Raw genomic sequence first — 20,953 nt, forward strand, 5'->3', positions numbered from 1 at the left:
AACTTTAGCATTAATAAAGGCGAGAAAATTATATGAATGCTCAAGCTGTAGAAAGTAATCAACAAAAAATTGGCCTATTAATATTTGCTATAGCTATTAGTATTTTTACCTTAGCATTTAATGCTACAACATTTTATAACTTAACACCGTTATTAATTAAAGAATTTAATTTAGCAACAACTACCGCTCAGTGGTTATTTAATAGCTACCTATTAGCCATTCTTGCGTTAGTTGTTGTAGGCGGCAAGCTAGCAGATAATTTTGGCCGACGCACTATTTTTTTAATTGGCTCACTGGTATTTGCTTTAGGGTCATTTGTCATTGCTATTGGTATAAATGGCTGGATGTTTATTCTAGGTCGGACAATACAGGGTTTAGGCGTTGCCTTCGTTTTTCCTGGCTCCTCTTCACTTATTCGGGATAGTGTTCCAGAAGACAAACAAATTTTTGTTTTTGGTATTTGGTCAGCTGCATCTGGCTTAGGTATGGCCTTAGGGCCAGTTATTGGCGGGATAATAGCAGAAATACTTAATTGGCGAGTTGTCTTTATAGTGAATATAGGTGTAATGGTATTTGCCTGTATTATTATTTTATTATGTGCGTCTAATAATAAAAATAGGTCAGTAAATCAAATGGATTTTATTGGACTAATTTTATTTATTATTAGCATTACCGCTATCGTACTAGCATTAGTAGAAGGTAACATTTGGGGCTGGATAGACATCAAAACCTTAAGCAGTCTTACTGTAGGTATAATATCTTTAGTAATTTTTTTATATGTAGAAACAAAAATACCTTATCCTTTGCTTGATTTAAAAAGTTTTACCAATCCTTTTTTTAGCCTTAGCTTAATTGGGTTATGTATGTATGCATTCGCTATGAATGCTCTATTATTTTTCTTAAATTTATTAATACAAAATCCATTGTTAGAAAATTACAATACACAACAAGCAGGTCTCGCTATCTTGCCATTATGTTTAGCTTATTTTTTTAGCTCTTTATTGTCTAACTGGTTATTAAAATGGTTTAAATATGAAGGTATTGTTATTTGTTTGATATTTATATTATCAACATTAAGTTTTTTTATCTTTGCACATACCACTGTAATGACCCATTATTCTTATTTTATATTACCACTAATATTGGCTGGCCTTAGTTTCGGTATTTCACAAACCCTATTTCCTAAAATTGCCATAGCTGCCTTACCAAAAGAAAAAACAGGCGAAGCATCTGGCATGGTAGTAAAGAGTATTTATTTAGGCGTTATTCTAGCCATTTCTCTAGGTGGAATAATTTACCATCAAAGCACAGAACATCATTTCTCTCGTATACTTGAAAGTTATAAAGTTAACCATCAATTACAAACGCAGCTTTATCAGCAATGGGAAACTGCTAGTAGTAGCTTCTTTCCAAGCATTCAACATATGCGAGAACCTCTGCATTCTGCATTAATAACGGCAACCAAACATGCCGCTGTAGCAGGATTTAATGCTATAGCTTGGTTAATTACTATTTTTGCATTACTCAATTTAGTGGCAGTAATATTAATTTATAAATATAGAAATTGATAAGCTTCGCATTTATAGAGTTTAGTAGCTGTGACTTATTAGCTCAAATAATAAGCCAGTAATTTATAAATCTTGCTTTAAATTATAGGCCTGCTTCAGTTGATTTTCTTTGCAAAAAAAGTAAATTTGCACAACTTATAGGCAATCAAGTCATTATTACAGTGAATCTAAATAAAATTATTCAAATTAAAGAAGATAGCCATTGTTTAGAAGCAATTCATGCTCTTCCCACAACTGCAGATGGATCTGGCCTCATTATATTACATGAAATCTTTGGCCTGACACCCTTTATTACCAATGTTTGTAATTATTGGTCCAAAAGAGGATATTCTGTGATTGCACCAGCTTTGTATGATCGTTATGATAAACACGTAAATATACCATATGATGAACATGGATATAAAAAAGCATTAGATTATAAACAGCGAGTTTTAAATTGGGATAAACAGTTATTAGATGTAGCTGCTGCCCAAAACTTTCTTTTGAGAAAAAATTTAAAAAAAATACATATTATTGGATTTAGTTGGGGCGGTACATTAGCTTGGTTATCAGCAGCAAGACTTGAGAAAATTAGCTCCATTGTAGCCTATTATGGAACACATTTTTTTAATTTTAAGGATGAAAGACCAAAAAGCCCAGTACTTCTGCATTTTGCTGACTTTGATGAACTAATTTCACTAGAAAATTTTAAACAAGTTCAAATAAGCAATCCCGCTATTAATTTTATAAAATATCCCGTAGGACATGGCTTCTGTTGTCCTTTTTGGAAAGAATATAATACCAAATATGCAGCTATAGCAGATAAAGAAACAGAAAATTTGTAAAACAATTGATTTAATTTTGCAACACAGCTGTTTTTATTTCATCTAAAATTTTTTAAACTTGATAAATTTAAATAATCATGTTCATATAAAAAGGATTTGTTAAGAAATTTCTTGCTCATTCAATTATTGAGCACAATAAGATAGGGTTAACTTAGCTTAGGAGGGCACTAATGAACGCAATTGATTTTTTAATCCAAGAACACAATAAAGTTAGAAGCTTATTCAAAGATTTAAATGATCCAAGTCATCGGGAAGAAACTCAAAAAAAGTTATTTTTAACCATTCGTGATGAATTAATACGTCACGAAGAAATGGAACAACAAATATGGTATCCACAACTTAAATCAAATAAACAATGGAATGAGGAAATAAGGCATCTCATCTCTGAGGAACATAGTGCTAAAAAATTTATAGACAAACTAAATAAGATGAATGATACGGAAAATTGGCGAGAAGGTCTTAAACAACTTCAAGAAGATGTTGAACACCATGCGCATGAAGAAGAGACCAAATTATTTCCGCAAGTTAAAAGAATTATGGATGATGAAGAATTAACGCGTATTGGTAAGGAAATGAAAAAATTTAAGGATACTTATCACTAATAAAAACGTGTCGCAAAAATTGGTGAGGCATAAACCTGATTGTCTCGCCAAAGTTTGGCTGAGTTAAAGGAAATTATTAAAGTCAATTAAGCTAACAACTTTCATCTAATATTTTTCTAAAATAGATATTCAAAAATTAAACTTAGTAACCCGATGTTTAAATAATGATGGGTTTCCGTACACTTCAATTAGCCTATTAAAAATCCCAAATTTAACCTTAAATTCAGTTCCTAAACTCTGTATATTAATCAAAGTTCATTTTAAATAAATGTTTTAGACTTTACGAACAAAGGGATTAGAAATGCGAGTAGGATATGCACGAGTGTCAACACATGAACAAAATTTAGACTTGCAACTTGATGAACTCAAGAAAGCAGGTTGTGAAGAAATTTATACTGATAAAATTAGTGGCTCTGTTTCGGACCGACCTGGTTTAGAGCGAGTTGAAAATTATCTTAGACCTGGTGATGTTTTAGTCGTTTGGCGATTGGATAGGTTAGGACGCTCTCTTAAACATCTTATTTCTTATGTAAGTAAGCTAGAAGAAAAAGGAATAGGCTTTCATAGTTTAACTGAGGCTATTAATACTGAGACATCCTCAGGCAAATTTATGTTTCATGTCTTTGGCGCACTTTCAGAATTTGAACGTAATTTGATTAAGGAAAGAACACTTGCTGGACTTGAGGCTGCAAGAGCTAGAGGCCGGCAGGGAGGAAGACCAGAAAAGCTTAATAATGAACAAAAAGAGCTTGTCAAAACTTTATACTCTAATAAAAAACATTCCATTCAATCCATATGCAAGATGGTGGGTGTAGGAAAGACTACACTGTATAAATATATCAATCAGCAAGTTTAATGGATTCTAAAATAGTTAAGAATACCAAATTAGTCATAAAAGGGACGATTAATGCGAATTTGCAAACTAACTGTAGAAAATGTAAAAAATTTTTTAAATAGAGCTGAGTTAATTTTAGATGACAACATTTCTATAATTATCGGGCCTAATGGTGGAGGCAAATCCAATCTATTAGATATATTAGTAATTGTTGTAAGAAAGTATGTTTCTGGCACCCAATGTTCTCAATTAAAAGGACCGGAAGTTCAATATGTTCATAATGAAAAAATAGATACGTTGATTCTAGAACGTCATAGTTTAGGAGGCGATAAAAAGCAGATTATTGAAATTGAAATTGAAGTCACTATTGAAGATAAAGAAAAGATGTTAGAAATGAAAAGTAGTGCACAGCATTTACTAAAAATTTCAGGAAGTAAATATTCTAAATCAGGCTTAGTAATTCTAACAGAAGCATGGGATTTAAATTTAATTCAAGCTGGAGAGAAATTTAAATTTAAAATAGAAGATAACACATTTAGCATAGTGTCCAAGAATATTAAAGGAGCAGAGTTCTTCCGCACCTATATATCACTCTGTGAAAGGTATGAAGAAATCAGAGATAAATATGAAGGAAAACCATTTGTAACCCCTTTTATATTTTTACCAGCAAATCGTAGTACGAATTTTGAAACCCTAGTGGAATTAAATCAATATGATGAATATGAATTAAAAAAAGCAGTAAATTCCGCAACTTCACGTTCAAATTCACGAATTATAAATTTAGCGCTCGGACAATTAATTCAAAAATATCGTTCTCATTTAGATAACCATGTAAACCCAATTGAATATTTGAATAATTTGGCAAACATCAAAGAACTCAATAAATTCTTAAATGATTTGGGATATAGCTGGAATATCATTTGTAAGAATTCTAATACGAATCAATATGAGTTAGAGCTTAAAAAAAACGGGCAAAGATTTTTGATTAGCTCTGCTTCATCTGGTGAAATTGAGTTATTGACCTATTTATTTGTAATTTATTTTTTAAACGTTCGGGAAGCAGTAATTATTATTGATGAGGCTGAGCTTCATCTGCACCCACATTGGCAGAAGCTATTATTTGATCTCTTCATTAAACTTTCTAAGAAAACTCATAACCAATTCATAATCTCAACTCATTCCCCGTCATTTATTACGCCAAGCTCTATAGAATTTGTTTCAAGAGTTTTTAGTTTTGAAAATCAGAGCAAGATAATTCGACTTAATAAACAGGACTTTCCCAATGCAAAGCACCTTTTACAAATAATTAACAGTCAGAACAATGAGATTGTCTTTTTTGCAGATGAAGTTGTTTTAGTAGAGGGAGTTTCAGATCGTATATTCTTCAAGGCTTTATTTAATTATTTTTATGTCTCAAATCCTAAGAGTGTTAAAGAATCACCTTCGAAAGTAATAGAGTTTATTGAAGTTGGAGGTAAAAATCGATTTAAAATTTATATGAAATTACTTCAATTATTGTGTATAAAATGCGCCATAATAGCAGATTTAGATTATATTTTAGATTTAGACCCATCAACTTTTAAACCGTTATTTAAGGTAAACAATAATAAACTTAAAAAATCTTTATGCGATTCTGCTTCTAAAGATGGTACTTCCTTTTTAGAGATACTTGAAGGTGCAATAGAGACAAAGAATTTAAAAAACTTACAGGAGATGTGGGTTTATCTAAAAGGTCGGCACCAAAGACTTAGGAATGATTTAAAGCCCTATGAAAATCAAATAATCGATAACTATATAAAGCAACAAAAGGATGATGGTTGTTATATTCTTCGAAAAGGATCACTCGAAAAATATTTACCTGATGATTGTAAGGGAAAAGATATTAATAAAATAATTAAATTAATTAATAAACAGAATTTTATTTCTGACATACCACCGGAAGTTATTGCCGAATTAAGAGATATCATTACTGCGATAATCGGAATGCAAGATTTAAAATAATTCGTATTAAGTTGAATATCAAAAAATCTAGGCTTACAGAAGAATTAGCTTCTCAACTAATCGCATATCCCAAAAACCCAAGTATTTAATTCAGGTAATACCCGTTTCTATATTCATAATTAATATGAATATGCTTCTTAGAGACTAGCTTATTGTTAAGTTCATGCCTTTTAAGAAAATTTCATCAAGAAAAACACACATATAATTTAAGGTTAAAAACATTAAGCATCAAAAACTAAGGGCATACAAAGTAGATGAAATACAGATGTTATTAGATTACTCTGCTTTTTTATATCAGGCCACCTGGATACTGCTAATTAGAACAGCTAAGTAGCTGGTACAGCAGATAAAGGAGTTTCATTAATGGGTATATCAACTAATTCTTTTGATAGTCCTTTCCGTTTTCCATCTTTTATTTTGTTAATACCAAAAAAGCTGAGGCCGCTAGAAAAAATGGCAGAAAGTGAAGAAACAATGCCAAATGTTATTTGGGTTTGAAGCAAAGTCATTCCGATACCAATGCCTAAAGCACAAATTGGTGACCCACTAAAACAAGTCGCTACTAGGCAGCCGATACTAGCTACAATAAGCAGCACGCCTATAGTCACGGCAATACCTCCCAATACTTGTTTACTAATTGAAGGAGCTCCTGAGGCATATTGTGCGAGAAATATTAAATCCTCCCTTGCCTCACTATTTAAATGATCGCTTTTGAGTATATTTAAATTATGAAGTATTCGTGTATAAAAGCGATAATCTATTTCTTCATTATTAGCTAATCTCTCTGTAATCTCAGATTGAATTAAGGAGGTGGTATTTTCAAAACTTATTTGCAATAAATTTTGCCTTTGAAAATAGGCTTGAAGTGAAGAAAGCTCATATTCAAAAATTTTTTTCTCGGTTTTAGACAGGTCAAAAGAAAAGAGCCAAGTAGACCTTTTTGTTTGAGAAAAATAATTATTGGAAGTTTGCCCAGTTTGAAACTCATCTGGTAAATCTCCTGCTTCAGGAATATGTGTTGATTCAATAAGTTCATCTAAGAGTAATAAGAAACTCTTATCTTGTACTTTACTTTCAACTAACCGATACATTTCCCATAGAAAACCACAAAGTCTCAAGTAGTTAATTTGTGCACAATAAATTTCAGGTGCTATAACTTCAGGATTTAAAGCAGGCAGTACGGTAGTATTAGTTGAGGTTAATAAAGTTAATTTTTCCTGGATATAAAGCAAACAACCACGCACTTCTTCTGGAAGACCTAAAGGATGTTTCTTATCGTAATTTTTAAGACGAGATAAAATCTTATTACTTAAGTTATCTACCAATAAAGAGGGAGCGTTTTTTATATTTTGCAAAAACTCTTCACCTTGAGCTACGTTTCTTTTAATCCATGTGATACGTTCTTTTGTCTCCCTGATGGATTGCTGGCATTGAACTATCTGATTTTGATAATCGTCAATATCTTTTTCTAATTTAAAGCGTTTATTTTTTAAATTATTTAATTCGTTAGTTAAGGATATAGTTTTACCAGCGGAAAGTAGATCGTCGATAGTATGAAGAATACTGGTATTATTAGAAGAATGTCCATGATGAGATTCATGGTATTGAATATCTTGAGTAGTACGAAGATCAGCTATAGATAATTGTGTTTCTATTGATGAAATCTTTAATTGTACTTGGGTGAGTGACGCTTGTATAAGATGTATACTTGCTTCTGCTTTTTCTATCTTTTTTGAGAGTTTTAGAACTTTCTTTTTAAGTATAGGTCGTTCACTTTTCCAACCTTCAATATTAGCTTTATTAAAAATTACATTTTCATAAGGCATTACAAATCGTCTTTTTAGATCAAAAAATGCATATTAAATTAATTTTAAGTCCATTTCAAATCTATTTTAAACTATATGGGAATTAAATAATCAATTTCTTGAGATTCATAGAAAAGCAAACCGTCACCTCAAAGTTAGAATAACAATTTTTATAAAAAAATAGGGGGGAGGAAGGAAGCTTTCATTACGTCTGATTACTGAGTTAATTAGGTAAATCTGACTATTAATTTATTTAATAACTTCTGTCAGCGTCCCAAAAACACATGTAAAAAATGTCAGCATTAGATCAGTAACGCCTATATAATTTAGAGGCCTAAGCAATTCTACTTCTAAGCTATAATTATTATAGATATGGAAGAGGAGAGGTATTTATGGATTTCGATAAATTTTTGAAAAAAAAGAAAAAAGAAAAACCAACTAGTTTAACCATTGGTGCCGATGAAGAGACAGGAAATTATTATTGTCCAGTTGATAATAATCACAATGTAATTCGTGAACAAAGAAGATATATAAAGGCCGGCGAGCAAATTCCCTCTGGTTGGGTTCAATGTGATTGATTTGAATTAGCTCTGACTGAAGAGTTTAAAAATAATCTATGAGAGTATTGTTTTCAGGTATGTTATTAACCTATAAAAGTTTACTCTTAATATTTATCTAATTAAAAAATGCCCAAAAAACAAAACTCTTTAATAGTTTAAAAGAGGTTCTTTGTCTCCTACTTTCCACGGCGAATATTTTTTCATCACACTTAGAAAAAGAGGAGATTCTAAAAAAAAATCGAGCCAGGAGATTAGCTGTTTAAATTTTGATTGCATAAACCAATCTTTATCAACCATGCAAAATTGGCGGATAAAAGGAAAAATAGCAATGTCTGCCAGACAAGGTGTGTCAGAAAGTAGAAATTGAGAATTTAATAATTTTGCATTTAATTCATTAATAAAGGTTAAGGACTGCTTTCTATAAAAAAGTGGATCACCAACCTCAGAGTTTTGAGGATATTTGTAACTATCTAAGATAGGCTTAAACTCAACGTCATTTTGTTAAATTAAATTAAGAATTGGTTTTTGCAAATCAGGTTTAAGCCAATTATCACGGTCAGATTGTTCAAGTGCCCACAGCATAATATCAAGGCTTTCATCAATAACGTTCCCTAAGTCTGTTATTAGTACTGGAACTGTGGCTTTTTCTGATGCCATAATCAACTCTATAGGTTTATTACTGAGCTTTACTTCGCGTATTCCAATTTCTACTTTGGCATATTTAAGTGCCATACGCGCACGGATTGCATAAGGGCAACGTCTAAAACTATATAAATAGTGCAATACTACACTCTCCAAAAATACGTCCTAGTTGTTAGCATCATCTTGTTTGACAGGCGAATAATAAGACGGTTAGTTTTCATCATTTATTTATCTTAGTTCAATTTAAAAGAGTATTTAGAATCATGATATGTTCAAATTAAAGCCACTTCAATATAAAGAAAATGTTTGTCCCAAAACCTCATGTTACTTGTCTATGGAAAAGAATTAATAACATTGTATATAAATTAATAATCCCGAATATTTGGTCTTGACTAATCTAGAAAATATTTTAGAAGAATTAAAGCAACGCGAACCAATCTTTCACCATCCTGATAAGTTTGGGAAAACTAGAGAGGCATTGGAATCAATGACAGTTGATGATTTCTGGGAAGTTAACGCTTAAAGTATCATATACGATAGAGAATCTGTAATGACAATTCTCCTTAAAAGATATGCGGATCCTAATTACAAAGACGATTGGCAAACAAGTAACTTCAGATGCAGATAAATTTTGCAAGATAATTATTTGTTTACCTACACTTTAACAAATATTAATAGTAAGCTGCATAGCAGTAACTGATTTTTTTATAGGCATATTAATATGTTACCTCGAAAAACTGCGCTAGACTATTTCCCTGACTTACACAAACAAAAAGAACATCAAACACGCTGGGATCAGCAATGCGGCTTATCATCATACATAAAGAAATACGGTCTGGGACAGTCAAGTTATCGTGAAAGTGATTGTGCGCCGCATTATTGCCATGTTTTTAACCGCTCTACACCTACTCATTCCACTATTATTGCTTTTCAAATCGAGACGAATGCTTTTGGAGTCGCAAAGGATCAAGAAATAGGCCTAATCACCTTAAAAATCGCCTTCCTTGATGCTCACGATTTTATTGAAATATTTCGGAGCAACCTACCAGAGTCTATGCGTCAAAAATTTCAAGCTTTATCCACTGACGATGCCTTTACTAAATACGTGATAGGGACAAGAAGTTGTACTTACAAAATGTATTACTACGGAGAATTTATCCCATGTTATTCTTTCAAATTTATGGAGGTATCCACCTCCCTAGATGACCACCGCCAACTCATTGACGAATTTTTATTAGCTATCCACCGTACCGATAAACTGGATAAGCAAATTTTAGTAGACTTAGACAGGAAATTTTCAAAACTTAACTTAAACGCCACTAAGCTCCTACTCACTATCGAAACTAATATTCGCAAGCGTTTAAACAATGCCTACTCCCAAGGGATTATGTTTAGATTCTTTGACAAATTAGGTGTTCCAAGCATTGTTGATCCAATTAAAGTATATATTGATGAACCTTTAACAATTAAAAATCTAGCCCTGACCTGTAAAGAAGTTGCCTTTAGCGGCGCAAATAAAACGGTTGAAGAGCATGAAAAGATTTTACAGGAATACCCAATTTTAAGGCCACGATGATTTACATATAATTAAATAAGTTGTAAATAATTGAGAGTCATGGCAAATGAAGAGTATCCACTTAATTTAAAACAGATGAAGAGCTAATTTTAATTCGCTGCTGGCACTTTTAACAATTCAGCAAACTAGAATTTAGTAGCTCACGCCTCCTAATTTAAACAAGAGGCGGGGCTGAAATATTTCTGAAAAAACTCCTCATTGTTTCTTTATGAAACTCAAATGAATTGATAGTTTGTAATTTACACGTCACGATTGAGGAGTAGGGTGTATACCTTCACAACTTGGATTCAACTCATTAGTGCAACTTTTGTATATAAAAGAAGCAGAAGAAACGATTAAACTTCCTGCTGATTGACTACAGGAGTTGTTAGAATGGGTTACAGGCATTTGGACTATCTTAAGCGATGTAAGATCCAAGCTTTTGTGTATGCAGGCTATACACAGCAACAAATAGCAGATGAACTAGGTGTACATAAATCGACAATAAGTAGGGAGCTTAATCGCAATCTAACCTTTGTTCGAACACGCTTAGGTTATTGGACCTATAAAGCAAATTATGCTCAAAAGTACGCTGATGATAGGCAGCGAGACAAGCCAAAGCACATTAAAGCCAAGGAGGAGGTTAAGGCATTTATTATCGAGAAGTTAAAGCAAGAATGGAGTCCTGAACAAATCAGCGTTTATGCTAAGCGTAAGGGATTATTTCATTTAAGTGGTGAATGGATTTATCAGTTTATTTTAGCGAACAAGAAACACGGCGGAAACCTGTTTAAACACCTAAGACACCAACAAAAGAAGTATCGTAAACGCTATGGTAGCCCCAAACGTCAAGGCCCAATTAGAAACAGGCGTTTCATTGATGAACGGCCTAAAGTAGTAGATGAGAAAACACGAGTTGGTGATTGGGAGATTGACACGATCATTGGCAAAAACCGTAAACACGCCGTGGTTTCAATTGTTGAACGAAAGACGAAGTTTACTATCCTTAAAAAGGTTAACCAAAAGACCGCTGAAAACGTAAGCTTAGCCACGATAGATGCTTTAAAGCGATATCCTAACTCGGTTTTATCCATTACCGCTGACAATGGTAGCGAATTTGCTTACCATGAAAAAATAGCCGAGCAATTACAGGCTGATTTTTTCTTTGCTCATCCTTATTCATCTTGGGAACGTGGCTTGAATGAAAATACCAATGGCTTAGTACGCCAATACTTAAGAAAAGGCGCAAGCTTTGAATCTATAACCGATGAACACTTAAAAACAATTATGGAAAAATTAAATGAGAGGCCAAGAAAAACATTAGGCTTTAAATCGCCAACTATGTTATTTTTACCGCAAATAGATGATAACGAAAAGGTGGTTGCATTAGCTTGTTGAATTCACCCTTATACCTATTTTACTAAGTCTGATTATCACAATAATCAGACTTAGTGGCAGATACTCAAAACTATATTAACTAATCCTTTTGTTATTTCAATTTGATGCCCTTGTGTTTTCAGCTATCACCTAGGCAAAAAATCATGACTAAATTTTATTACTTAATAAATCAAGATATTCAAAGATTAAAAATTTAATTTGTAGAGATGTTTTTCATCTTCATTAATAATTATAAGTCAAAAGAAAATCACTGTTTTAAACAAAAGGCAGTTATAGAGTTTAAAGCTTGAAGCAGTGAAATTTTTCAAAAAAAGCATCTATTGCTTATTTAGCTAACGAATTAGGAAAAGTGTTTTAAACGGATATCATATTTACGTTAGTCATTGTTCATCATGTCAATTTATCCGCAATCCAGAATCAGTATGAAAGTTTCCAAATGGTCGCATGAATAGTTCTAATTATATAGTTTTAAACAATGCCGACTTGGAAGATTAATTAATTCTTTAGCATTTATTATTAAAAGATCGCATTAATCTAAGTTAAAGTAAGTACACCTTAATAATTCTATCAATAGTGTCCTAAATACCCATCAAATTGACACAGGTACTTCTTCAATTATTAAGCTAATGCAATACTGCTACGAGATTACCTACCCTACTCTAAGCTTTTCCATTAACTACCTAATACTTATTGGGAATACGTTATTTTGGCAATTTTTTATTTCCCAATTGGAAACTATAATTTATTGAAAAAATATTGTAGCTATGTTTTACTCCAAAGTGAACATATAAAAAACATTATGAGGAGACGTAGTATTATGACAGCGACATTGTTTAAACCAGTTAAAAGTAAGTCTCCTTCTATGGAAGAATTAGGTAATGAATTAAGGGAAATTGATATACGGGAACAGGTTTTTTTTGCAAATGTTAACGATAAACTTAAAGCTTATGCTGATCTTTGTGCTAAAGACAAGCAGATAAGGCTTGAAACAATTAAAAAGAATCTGGAACATGAAAAGGAGCAACGACAACAAACATCTAAATCGGAATATAAAGAAACTTTTAAAAATAAACAACTTACTGAAAGTCAGCAAATAAAGCACGAGTCTATTTTGCAACAGAAATTAAAACGATATGAAGATATAGCAATTAGAAAATACGAGCAATTTTCTAAACAATGCGAAGAACAATTCGAGGAAGAAAAAAAACTGTTTTTAAAAGAACAGCAGCACGTATTCGATGAAAAAATAGCTAAAAATAACAATAAACGAGATTCAGTTAAAGCAAGTTTAAGGCTGTTAGTAAACTCAGGCCAAGCTACTAGAGTCAAAAATTTTAAATTAGAGCTTAATGAAAAAGTCAAAGCATTAGACGCTGAAATTGAAAAAAGTTTAAGGCTAGTTAATAATGATTCAAGCAAAGCGCTAGATGAATATAAAAGAATTGATATCTATCTATATAATACATTAAATAATTTAGCACAAAAACATCTATATGCTACTCGCAATGAACTTAAACTTTCATTAGCAATAAAATTAAGTGAACTAACAAAATACAATTTACAAGCTTCCCTTGAGCTTTCAGAGAAAATAGTAAAGAGTCTCTCTATACAAATTACAAGTAAAGATAAAAATAAAATCTCCTTTGAGCTTATTGCTAAAAATATTGAGAAGGAGTTGGGTTTAAGTCCTCAAGAGAATAATTTTGAGAAAATATTACTAGCAATTAAAAGCGAATGTCTTAAGTTTACCGCACGTACAGAATATTTATTCACGAGTTACTATGATGCTAAAAAAAGAGAATACGGCAATAAAATTAGTTCAGATGCTTCAGATGTATTAATTGATCAAGATAATGCATGTCGCCTTCTACAAGAGCAGGTGTTAAATTACATGTTAAAGAATGTTAATCCTACTGAATTTCATTCAACTTTTGTTAATCTTGGTATAGAGGAATTACGGATTAAAATGAGTAATGATGTCACAGGAGAAAGAATACAGGCCTTTGCAAGGCATAAGACAGAAGTATTAGAGCAATTAAGTGATAGGCTTAATGAACTATATGATAATTTTTTTATTGAAAAACGAATTTCTCCTGTTGTTAAAGAAAAATTAAATCGCTCTGAAGTACAAAAATTTTTCTATGAAAGAATTACGCAGAAGTATATGAAGCATAAGCAAGATGACATATACAATCTTGGAACAGTTAAATTGTCTGCTTCAGAAGTGCTAGCAGAACTTGAGGGAGAGCTTGAAAAACAACTTTCAATGTTACCTAATCCAATTCTTCAAATGAATGAGCCATCTACAATAGGCTTATGTGGCCAGGTTTGTTAGAATTATTGGCTTGAATTTAATGAGCTATATAGCAAAACCTTTCCTGAAGTGCGACAAATGATTAAATTATCATCAGTTGTATGAGGGGAAGGATGCAGTATTCACTTGTACTATTTAATCAGCCTTAACTGATAAAATTTATTGCGTTTAACTAAAAAGTATTTAGCACCTCTTCTCAATGCTATTCTTTAATAATTAAAACTCATAACAGATTTTGAATTAACAATATTAATTGCAATAAGCCCAAAGCAATAATTGACTGTTTGGCTTAAGTTGCTTGGGCTGTGCTTTTCAAAAGACTGCATCTTTGCCAACTTGTTTATTCAAGCCTTGGAATATCTGTATCATTATTAATAAGCTGATTACTTGAGTTTATTTTCGCTAAGCAAATAATGTAAGTACCTTGATTATTAAGGTTAAAACAAATACGATAATCTCCACTCGGCACATTAATTATTTTTTCAGGAATAATTGAAAAATAATCAGTAATTACTAAGGCACCTGTTGGTACTTGTAAGGACAAAATATCGGAATAAGCAATTAAGGTTTTACTTTCTTTTTTAGAAAACACAGGATAATCCAAATTAACTATACGAACTTGAACTTTAAAAGTGCCATCAGCAGCTGTAGAGAAGCATAATCGCTCTCCTTGCGAGATAATTTGTTTTATTTCCTCATTATTAAATTTAATTTCTTGCTGCAAGAATGCTTGATCGGCAATGCCAATTGCTGCAGCTTCCACATTAATAAAAAAATTTTCTTTAAATACTATCTGCAAATCTGATAAATCTATACCTAATAATTTCAATCTAAGATGCGCCAACTGTTGTAATTTTTTATTGAGGTGACTAGGATAGCCCGCTATTTTTTTTGCAGAATTTATAATAGACGTATACAGCTCAATATCTTCAATTGATATTTGCTCTGATAGGTTAAGTTGGAAGCTTAAGGCTTTTAGGCGTTTGTATTTTTCTCTCGGCTTAAGCTTATTGATAGCAATCCATTCATTTCGGACTTGTTCAATTTTCATTTTGATACTCAAAGCTAGTGCCTCACAACTTGATTATTTATTCTTTAGGTTAATTAGCCTAATCAATATGCGCTAACATGTATCCTCTTAATACTTGTTCAGCCCGCATTAAATTTAAGATTGAAATATTTCAATCTTAAATAATGATTAAAACTTGGGTTTTTTCTTCCGAATTATTACTTCTGGCTTTTGGATAATGGGCAAAAAGATTATAAGGTGAATTCGTTGGGCTATTTTCCTTATCTTTATCTTTTTTTAATTTAATAAAGTCTAAACTTGGTAAATTGGCCTTACAATCAATGACACAATTAAGATTCGTTTTAATAGAGCTTTCTATTTTTTCTATTAACTCTACACGGCTAGCATAAGCTTTAAATTCAGCTTCAATTAAAGCGATCTGTTCAGGATTAAACAGTAATGTTCCGGCTTCCTTTTGAACCTTAAAAGATTGTTGTTCCTTTTCCAAATTTAATTTTAAAGCTTCTAACGTAGTCCAAATCCCTTTTTCATAAAAAGAACGCCCTTTATTTAAGGTAATTTTTTCTTCTATCTTATCGGTATAATTAAGATCAACACTGCCCGGAGTTGTTAAATGAGCTGCGAAGATTTTTTGAGTAGTAGTGCCGCGTTTAGCAAGTATCGTTTGAGGTACAAATTCGAACATACTAACCAGTAAGCTACTATGAGTCCCCTCCTTTATATGCAGATCAATTCCATGCTCTTCTTTAGTTTCATGAGCAGCTGTGGCTAGTGGATGTTCAATATAAACGTCAAAGCCTTCCTCAATCAAACTAGTTATAAGGTTTTGATATATTTGATTAGAAATAGGTTTGCCAACGAATGGTTGTAAAAAATCATAATCATTTTCTTTTAAAGGTTTGGCGACCTCAAAAGTTAAGCGATGATTATTTTTTAGCGCAATAATATCTTGCGTTCCTGCCGGTGGCGCTATAGCGGTCACCCCGACTCTATTGGTTTCAACACAACCCCAAACAATCTGATTTTTGTTATTAATAAAGAATGGTAAAATACCGCAAGGCATATTTGGAAAGATATATTGTCCATTGATATCTTTCTCAAGCCTAATAAGTTCGTAACCGGTAATATCACGCGGCATGTTTGATTCCTTGTTATTAAATAATTAGAAAATTAAAAAAAAATTATATATTCATATTGGTAATAAATCGATCTAGATAAAGTAATTTCAGGCATCTAAGTTTCTTTTTACTTTCTTCTAAAGTGGTTCTCCCTCCTCTTTGGATTTATCTTTTGAGAAAAATGATTAATGAAAAATATTTATCTTATATGTATTTATTATTTTCATTGCCTTTACAAATTAATTAAGATAAAGCAAAGAAGGGACGCAAAAGTAGGATTTTTTAGGAGTGTATTTCAATGTTAAGGCTCGATCCTAGATTTTTTTCTTTCCAAAATAAAGATAGAAATATCAGAGCTTTGATCTTTTATTATGAGGAAAATAATTACCATACTTTGTTCGATTATTTAGTGAGTTTAAGTAACAAATTGATTAGCTTATTTCCTATATTAAATAAAAAATTAGGATGTCATTGTGATACTTGCAATCGTGAGAATAATTCAACTAATGTAGTTAGTTATTTTAAATCTTTTAACTATGAGCTTGCAATTAAGCATTTAAATACGTTTTTAATGAGCACAGATGTTAAGGATATTCTACGTAAATGCCAGGCAATTAATATAGGAGAGATAAATGGCGATATTAACCAATCTATGGGTATCTATATAGTCGAAGATGCCGAAGGTATCGCATTGCAACTATTGTTTGATTTTGATCATGACAATGCTTATTGGTTTAGCCTTGAAGAGATGGACTATTTGGCAGCAATAATTCAATCAACTAATATGAATTATCTAAGTCACTATTTTGAAATTAAAAAAGATGCTAAGGCTAACAAAACACTATTTACCTTGTTACTTGTCTCATCACCGAAGCTCTCAGCGAAAAGAACTTGGGCTTTTCCCTAAACCATTGTTACAAGCTCTTTGTCGATCAGGCAGTTTATTCTGGAAGGCAAATATGATAGAAATGCAAAGAACCACCAACATTGAGCTTGGGGAAAATAAACCTATCACAACAAATGATGGTGCTTTTTATAATCCTTGCACAATTTTATAACATGGCAGGACAGATGGTTATACTTCCCGTATATCTAAGGCAGGCTTAGATTCTTTTCGTGCTAAGCCTGCAGCCAGCATGCAAGCAATGATAATTGCTCCACTGATTAATAATGCTAAAGGTCCTACTGAGCCATTAAATGCATGCATACCAAGGCCAACCATGCCAGCAATTACAACGTAACGTAATGCATTACTCATACCTGTTGCAATGCCACGCATTTGTGGATACATATTTGCAGATTGTATGCCATAAATGGGTGCAGCTAAGGTAATACCAGCGCTTAAAATAACCATTGCCACACAAATTAAAAATGGATTAGATGTTGTATTGCTGACGAGCAGTAGTAGTATTGCGCCTAGAATGCTTGTGATTAACCCCGTAAACTTGGTTTTATTCAGCCCATATTTTTCAATGATCCCAATACTTAAGAATGAAAATAAGGCAAATGATCCTGGTGCCATGGCCTGATAGAAGCCATAACTAGTCTTAGAAATACCTAAATAGTCGATAAAAATGAGGGAAAGATTGGCAGTAAATAAGACGAGCGTACCAAAAAGGATATAACATACAAATGCAGCACCCATATAAGGGAAACTGCTTAGTACGGTACAATAATTTTTGAGAATTGTCGGTATAGATAAGGCGCTACGTTCGTCTTTGGGAAGCGTTTCGTGAATGAAAAAGATAGTTCCAATCAACGAAATAGTAGTGAGAATGGCAATTAGTAAAAAAGTGGATTGCCAACCGAAGTAGATATTCAAAAAAGAACCTAAAATTGGCGCAGCTGCCATGACACCTGCGATAAAAAGATTAAGACCCCCACATAATTGAGCGACTTTTTGCGGTGGGTATGATTCGAGTAGCATGGCAAAGGTAATTACCATCGGTGCTGCGGCGCCAAGTCCTTGTCCTAATCGGCAAAGTAGAAAAATATCAAAATGGGTTGTCCAAAGGCAGCCCCAGCTAGTCACGGTAAATAATCCAAGCCCCAGTTGTAACATACTTTTTCGACCAAAGACATCGGAAAGAGGACCAAATAATAGGCTGCCAATAAAAATACCGATAAAATTGATACTTAATACGTTTTGAATTGCAGCAGCAGTAGTATGAAAAAAAAGTTTCATATCTGGAAAAGCAGGGACATAAATGTCGGTTTCCATGCATACCGTTGTATACATAAGAGCAACCATCACCAGTAACATGAATTTCTTTTTATTAGTCATGCTTTACCTTTTGATCTTTAACAATTACACGCATATTGCCACCTCTGTTAAGAGATGACAATAATTCAATCAACGTCTTAATTGTAAAACTTTTAATTTTACCCTCAACTTAAATCAAATTTTTAATTAATTAAGATATTTTAATAATTTCTTAAGCTTAATTAAATATAATATTGACTATAAATTAAAATAACTGACTAATATTAAATCAATATTTGAGGTTTTTATGAAAAAAGTGGTCATTGGTGGGAGCTCTGCTGGTTTATATACTGCAATTAAATTATGGAAAAAAGGAATACGTAATCTTGTTGTTTTTGATCCGCGCGAGGGAAACTATACACGTCCTGGTCATTTAAATGCTAGTGCTTTTGAAGTAGCAAAAGAAGGTTTAAAAAATGATTTTTGGCCAGATAATACCGTTGGACATATTAGAGATTTAGAAAAAATCTTATACCGAGAGGCAAAAAGATTAGGTATCCCAATCGAAAAAAAACGTTTTGTACGCATGCATAAAGATCCTAAAAAACCGGGCGTGGTTATGCAAAATGAGGTCGGTAGTGAAGAAATAATTGAGACAGATTATGTTTTTGAGTGTACGGGGGCAAAACGTGAAGTAATAAAAGCAGTTAATAAAGAAACTTCTGACTCCCCTTTTCAGCTAGATTCTATTACAGAGCCGCCAGTTACAAATCATCTACTCGCCTATGTCAAAGTTAGCGCTAATGATTGGGATCGTTTCCAAATGAATAGAGGCTCTGTTTATGATACTCCAGAAACTATTGAACCCTTAGCTTTTGCTCGATTTATGATTGAATTGCGCAAGTTAGGCTGGAAAGAATTTAAAATACCTCAATGTTATGGTAGGCAATTTGGCAAGGATAAGACTTGCATATATTTTCATGCCCCAGATAATCTAGCGAAGGGAGATTATGATAAATGGGTTCAAGCTGTTTTAGACTGTTATGCTAAGCCCATTCAATATAAACATATAACTGCATCAAGGCCAAAACCTTATTTTTTAACATTTCCTATGCATGCACAAGCATTAAAAGATGTTTCTTATAAAGGTGAGAATTTACCTACAGTAATCGCTTTGGGAGATGCTCAAATTGATTTTGATTATGTTCTTGCTCATGGTATTAAAGATGGCTTGGAGCGAATTAATATATTATTTAAACATATGGAAATATTAAATAATGAAATTTATTACTTTGATTCACAAGAATATTTACAAAGCGTTTTAAAAGCCTTAACTGATCATAAAAAACAGATGATAGATACAGCTAATCAGTTAAAGGAATCGTTTATTGATGTGCTTGATATAGCAGAAAAAAAACTCACACAAGCGCAACAGTTAACGCAAGACGCACAAGAGCAATTAGCGATCACTGACATGTTAAAAGAAGTTCAAGCAAGGCAAAATTATGAAAAAGCGCGTAAAATGTTTGCTGTTTATCATAGTGAATCTAACCATGTTTTGCTTGAAAAGTATTCTCTTGAAACACTAAAAGAAAATTTAAATAAGATTCATGCACATTTAATCGAAGCACATAAAACTTTACCTACCTCTTTTAGTAAGGAACGCCAAAATATTGAAGAATTATTATCTTACCTTGCACTTAGTTTTAAAGAAGTTGGTAATGCCTATTTTAAGAAAAAGAATCTGCCTCATGCAATTGATACTTATCAGAAGGCCTTAGAAATTTTGAATCTAGGTTACCTGGCAGTGAATAATAATAAAAAAATTCCCATCTATTCTAATTTAATTATTACCAATTTACAGAACAAACAATATCCGGAAGTGATTCGTTTAGCCAATGAGGCCCTAAAAATCTTGCAGAAAGAATCTATAGAAGAACCATCACTAAATGCATTACATGAAAAAATAGCATTTAATTTAATTAAAGCTTACTGTCTGCAGGCACAAGAGTTACTATCCATAGATCAAACGAAGGCAAACGAACTTTATTTAGAAGCAAAATTGGTATTAGAAAGAGATGGTAAATCTTTATCACCCACTGTCTTAAAGTCAGTTGAGGAATTACTAAATCCATTACAAAAACAATTGTTAAGTCAAAGATCATCAACTAATAATGGCGTTTTAGTGAACTTCAGTGTATTTAATAATGCTTCTCAAGAAATTGATAAAAAGGCAACTCAATTAGGTCTCCAATTCGGTTAATAATAAGATCGGATAAGATAAATAATTGGTTAATGACTTAAATCTCTAATCATTTAGACTTGTTAGCGATAAAGCGGTCTAAATGATTAGAGAAGTTTTGGATTGCTTTAGGAATTAATTTATCTGTTCCACCAACAATTAATCCATTGTCGCGCGAAGAAGTACTAGCACACTTAGCAGAAGGAATAAGAGAAGGACAGTTTATCCTTCTGCTTATTAGAGATGATTTTTAAGA

18 protein-coding genes are annotated in these 20,953 nt (G+C 32.3%); 12 read left to right on the top strand and 6 right to left on the bottom strand.

The window, feature by feature from the left end; translation table 11 throughout:
- The first annotated feature begins 32 nt into the window (after window positions 1-32).
- The 5 genes from E1P04_RS15355 (at window position 33) to E1P04_RS15375 (ending at window position 5,830) form a co-directional block, all read left to right on the top strand.
- On the top strand, window positions 33-1,568 hold the full coding sequence (locus E1P04_RS15355; RefSeq protein ID WP_131783771.1) for an MFS transporter: 1,536 nt from the start codon (window positions 33-35) through the stop codon (window positions 1,566-1,568).
- 161 nt (window positions 1,569-1,729) lie between these two features.
- Window positions 1,730-2,392 carry a dienelactone hydrolase family protein gene (locus E1P04_RS15360; protein WP_165482817.1) on the top strand — a complete coding sequence of 221 codons (663 nt, stop codon included), beginning with the start codon at window positions 1,730-1,732 and terminating at the stop codon, window positions 2,390-2,392.
- A 170-nt stretch (window positions 2,393-2,562) separates the two neighbouring features.
- Window positions 2,563-2,994: a hemerythrin domain-containing protein gene (locus E1P04_RS15365; RefSeq protein WP_131783773.1), complete on the top strand. Its 432-nt coding sequence runs from the start codon at window positions 2,563-2,565 to the stop codon at window positions 2,992-2,994.
- A gap of 301 nt (window positions 2,995-3,295) precedes the next feature.
- On the top strand, window positions 3,296-3,850 hold the full coding sequence (locus E1P04_RS15370; RefSeq protein ID WP_131783774.1) for a recombinase family protein: 555 nt from the start codon (window positions 3,296-3,298) through the stop codon (window positions 3,848-3,850).
- 51 nt (window positions 3,851-3,901) lie between these two features.
- Window positions 3,902-5,830, top strand: coding sequence for an AAA family ATPase (locus E1P04_RS15375; protein ID WP_131783775.1), 1,929 nt, complete (start codon window positions 3,902-3,904; stop codon window positions 5,828-5,830).
- 326 nt (window positions 5,831-6,156) lie between these two features.
- On the opposite strand, the gene E1P04_RS15380 is transcribed toward E1P04_RS15375, so the two are convergent.
- Complete coding sequence (locus E1P04_RS15380; RefSeq protein ID WP_131783776.1) at window positions 6,157-7,656, bottom strand: hypothetical protein; 1,500 nt, start codon at window positions 7,654-7,656, stop codon at window positions 6,157-6,159.
- Window positions 7,657-8,027: 371 nt separating this feature from the next.
- Between E1P04_RS15380 and E1P04_RS15385 the strand changes: the two genes are divergently transcribed.
- Complete coding sequence (locus E1P04_RS15385) at window positions 8,028-8,213, top strand: hypothetical protein (RefSeq protein WP_131783777.1); 186 nt, start codon at window positions 8,028-8,030, stop codon at window positions 8,211-8,213.
- A 129-nt stretch (window positions 8,214-8,342) separates the two neighbouring features.
- Here the strand turns inward: E1P04_RS15385 and E1P04_RS18420 are convergent, their stop codons facing one another.
- Both E1P04_RS18420 and E1P04_RS17925 read right to left on the bottom strand, forming a co-directional pair.
- Window positions 8,343-8,672 (bottom strand): glutathione binding-like protein, encoded by a 330-nt coding sequence (locus E1P04_RS18420; protein WP_207386045.1) that lies wholly within the window; start codon window positions 8,670-8,672, stop codon window positions 8,343-8,345.
- A gap of 24 nt (window positions 8,673-8,696) precedes the next feature.
- Window positions 8,697-8,993, bottom strand: coding sequence for a glutathione S-transferase N-terminal domain-containing protein (locus E1P04_RS17925; RefSeq protein ID WP_207386044.1), 297 nt, complete (start codon window positions 8,991-8,993; stop codon window positions 8,697-8,699).
- A gap of 232 nt (window positions 8,994-9,225) precedes the next feature.
- Here E1P04_RS17925 and E1P04_RS18275 point away from each other — a divergent pair, with 232 nt between their 5' ends.
- The 4 genes from E1P04_RS18275 to E1P04_RS15405 all read left to right on the top strand — a co-directional run bounded on the left by E1P04_RS18275 (window position 9,226) and on the right by E1P04_RS15405 (window position 14,125).
- Window positions 9,226-9,360, top strand: a complete 135-nt coding sequence (locus E1P04_RS18275) for a hypothetical protein (RefSeq protein ID WP_282433134.1) — start codon at window positions 9,226-9,228, stop codon at window positions 9,358-9,360.
- Between the two features lie 198 nt (window positions 9,361-9,558).
- Window positions 9,559-10,413 carry a hypothetical protein gene (locus tag E1P04_RS15395; protein WP_131783778.1) on the top strand — a complete coding sequence of 285 codons (855 nt, stop codon included), beginning with the start codon at window positions 9,559-9,561 and terminating at the stop codon, window positions 10,411-10,413.
- A 372-nt stretch (window positions 10,414-10,785) separates the two neighbouring features.
- On the top strand, window positions 10,786-11,790 hold the full coding sequence (locus tag E1P04_RS15400; protein WP_131783779.1) for an IS30 family transposase: 1,005 nt from the start codon (window positions 10,786-10,788) through the stop codon (window positions 11,788-11,790).
- 817 nt (window positions 11,791-12,607) lie between these two features.
- Window positions 12,608-14,125 carry a hypothetical protein gene (locus tag E1P04_RS15405; RefSeq protein WP_131783780.1) on the top strand — a complete coding sequence of 506 codons (1,518 nt, stop codon included), beginning with the start codon at window positions 12,608-12,610 and terminating at the stop codon, window positions 14,123-14,125.
- 319 nt (window positions 14,126-14,444) lie between these two features.
- Here E1P04_RS15405 and E1P04_RS15410 read toward each other — a convergent pair whose 3' ends face one another.
- Both E1P04_RS15410 and E1P04_RS15415 read right to left on the bottom strand, forming a co-directional pair.
- A complete protein-coding gene (locus E1P04_RS15410) occupies window positions 14,445-15,155 on the bottom strand; it encodes a hypothetical protein (protein ID WP_131783781.1) in 711 nt (236 codons plus the stop codon).
- A gap of 136 nt (window positions 15,156-15,291) precedes the next feature.
- Window positions 15,292-16,272, bottom strand: a complete 981-nt coding sequence (locus tag E1P04_RS15415) for a hypothetical protein (RefSeq protein ID WP_131783782.1) — start codon at window positions 16,270-16,272, stop codon at window positions 15,292-15,294.
- A 278-nt stretch (window positions 16,273-16,550) separates the two neighbouring features.
- Between E1P04_RS15415 and E1P04_RS15420 the strand changes: the two genes are divergently transcribed.
- Window positions 16,551-17,159: a hypothetical protein gene (locus E1P04_RS15420; RefSeq protein ID WP_131783783.1), complete on the top strand. Its 609-nt coding sequence runs from the start codon at window positions 16,551-16,553 to the stop codon at window positions 17,157-17,159.
- 168 nt (window positions 17,160-17,327) lie between these two features.
- Here E1P04_RS15420 and E1P04_RS15425 read toward each other — a convergent pair whose 3' ends face one another.
- Window positions 17,328-18,536, bottom strand: coding sequence for an MFS transporter (locus tag E1P04_RS15425; RefSeq protein ID WP_131783784.1), 1,209 nt, complete (start codon window positions 18,534-18,536; stop codon window positions 17,328-17,330).
- 226 nt (window positions 18,537-18,762) lie between these two features.
- Here E1P04_RS15425 and E1P04_RS15430 point away from each other — a divergent pair, with 226 nt between their 5' ends.
- Complete coding sequence (locus tag E1P04_RS15430; protein ID WP_131783785.1) at window positions 18,763-20,718, top strand: hypothetical protein; 1,956 nt, start codon at window positions 18,763-18,765, stop codon at window positions 20,716-20,718.
- Window positions 20,719-20,953 lie beyond the last annotated feature (235 nt).

Origin of the sequence: Legionella gresilensis, from assembly GCF_900639865.1 — a bacterium.
GTDB classification, from domain to species: domain Bacteria; phylum Pseudomonadota; class Gammaproteobacteria; order Legionellales; family Legionellaceae; genus Legionella_C; species Legionella_C gresilensis.

Bases quoted from the DNA above. Each gene is read 5' to 3' on its own strand.
- E1P04_RS15370 (WP_131783774.1), top strand. From the start codon at position 3,296: ATGCGAGTAGGATATGCACGAGTGTCAACACATGAACAAAATTTAGAC.
- E1P04_RS15395 (WP_131783778.1), top strand. From the start codon at position 9,559: ATGTTACCTCGAAAAACTGCGCTAGACTATTTCCCTGACTTACACAAA.
- E1P04_RS15430 (WP_131783785.1), top strand. From the start codon at position 18,763: ATGAAAAAAGTGGTCATTGGTGGGAGCTCTGCTGGTTTATATACTGCA.
- E1P04_RS15380 (WP_131783776.1), bottom strand. From the start codon at position 7,656: ATGCCTTATGAAAATGTAATTTTTAATAAAGCTAATATTGAAGGTTGG.
- E1P04_RS15405 (WP_131783780.1), top strand. From the start codon at position 12,608: ATGACAGCGACATTGTTTAAACCAGTTAAAAGTAAGTCTCCTTCTATG.
- E1P04_RS15420 (WP_131783783.1), top strand. From the start codon at position 16,551: ATGTTAAGGCTCGATCCTAGATTTTTTTCTTTCCAAAATAAAGATAGA.
- E1P04_RS15385 (WP_131783777.1), top strand. From the start codon at position 8,028: ATGGATTTCGATAAATTTTTGAAAAAAAAGAAAAAAGAAAAACCAACT.
- E1P04_RS15400 (WP_131783779.1), top strand. From the start codon at position 10,786: ATGGGTTACAGGCATTTGGACTATCTTAAGCGATGTAAGATCCAAGCT.
- E1P04_RS15355 (WP_131783771.1), top strand. From the start codon at position 33: ATGAATGCTCAAGCTGTAGAAAGTAATCAACAAAAAATTGGCCTATTA.
- E1P04_RS15425 (WP_131783784.1), bottom strand. From the start codon at position 18,536: ATGACTAATAAAAAGAAATTCATGTTACTGGTGATGGTTGCTCTTATG.
- E1P04_RS15365 (WP_131783773.1), top strand. From the start codon at position 2,563: ATGAACGCAATTGATTTTTTAATCCAAGAACACAATAAAGTTAGAAGC.
- E1P04_RS15410 (WP_131783781.1), bottom strand. From the start codon at position 15,155: ATGAAAATTGAACAAGTCCGAAATGAATGGATTGCTATCAATAAGCTT.
- E1P04_RS15375 (WP_131783775.1), top strand. From the start codon at position 3,902: ATGCGAATTTGCAAACTAACTGTAGAAAATGTAAAAAATTTTTTAAAT.
- E1P04_RS15415 (WP_131783782.1), bottom strand. From the start codon at position 16,272: ATGCCGCGTGATATTACCGGTTACGAACTTATTAGGCTTGAGAAAGAT.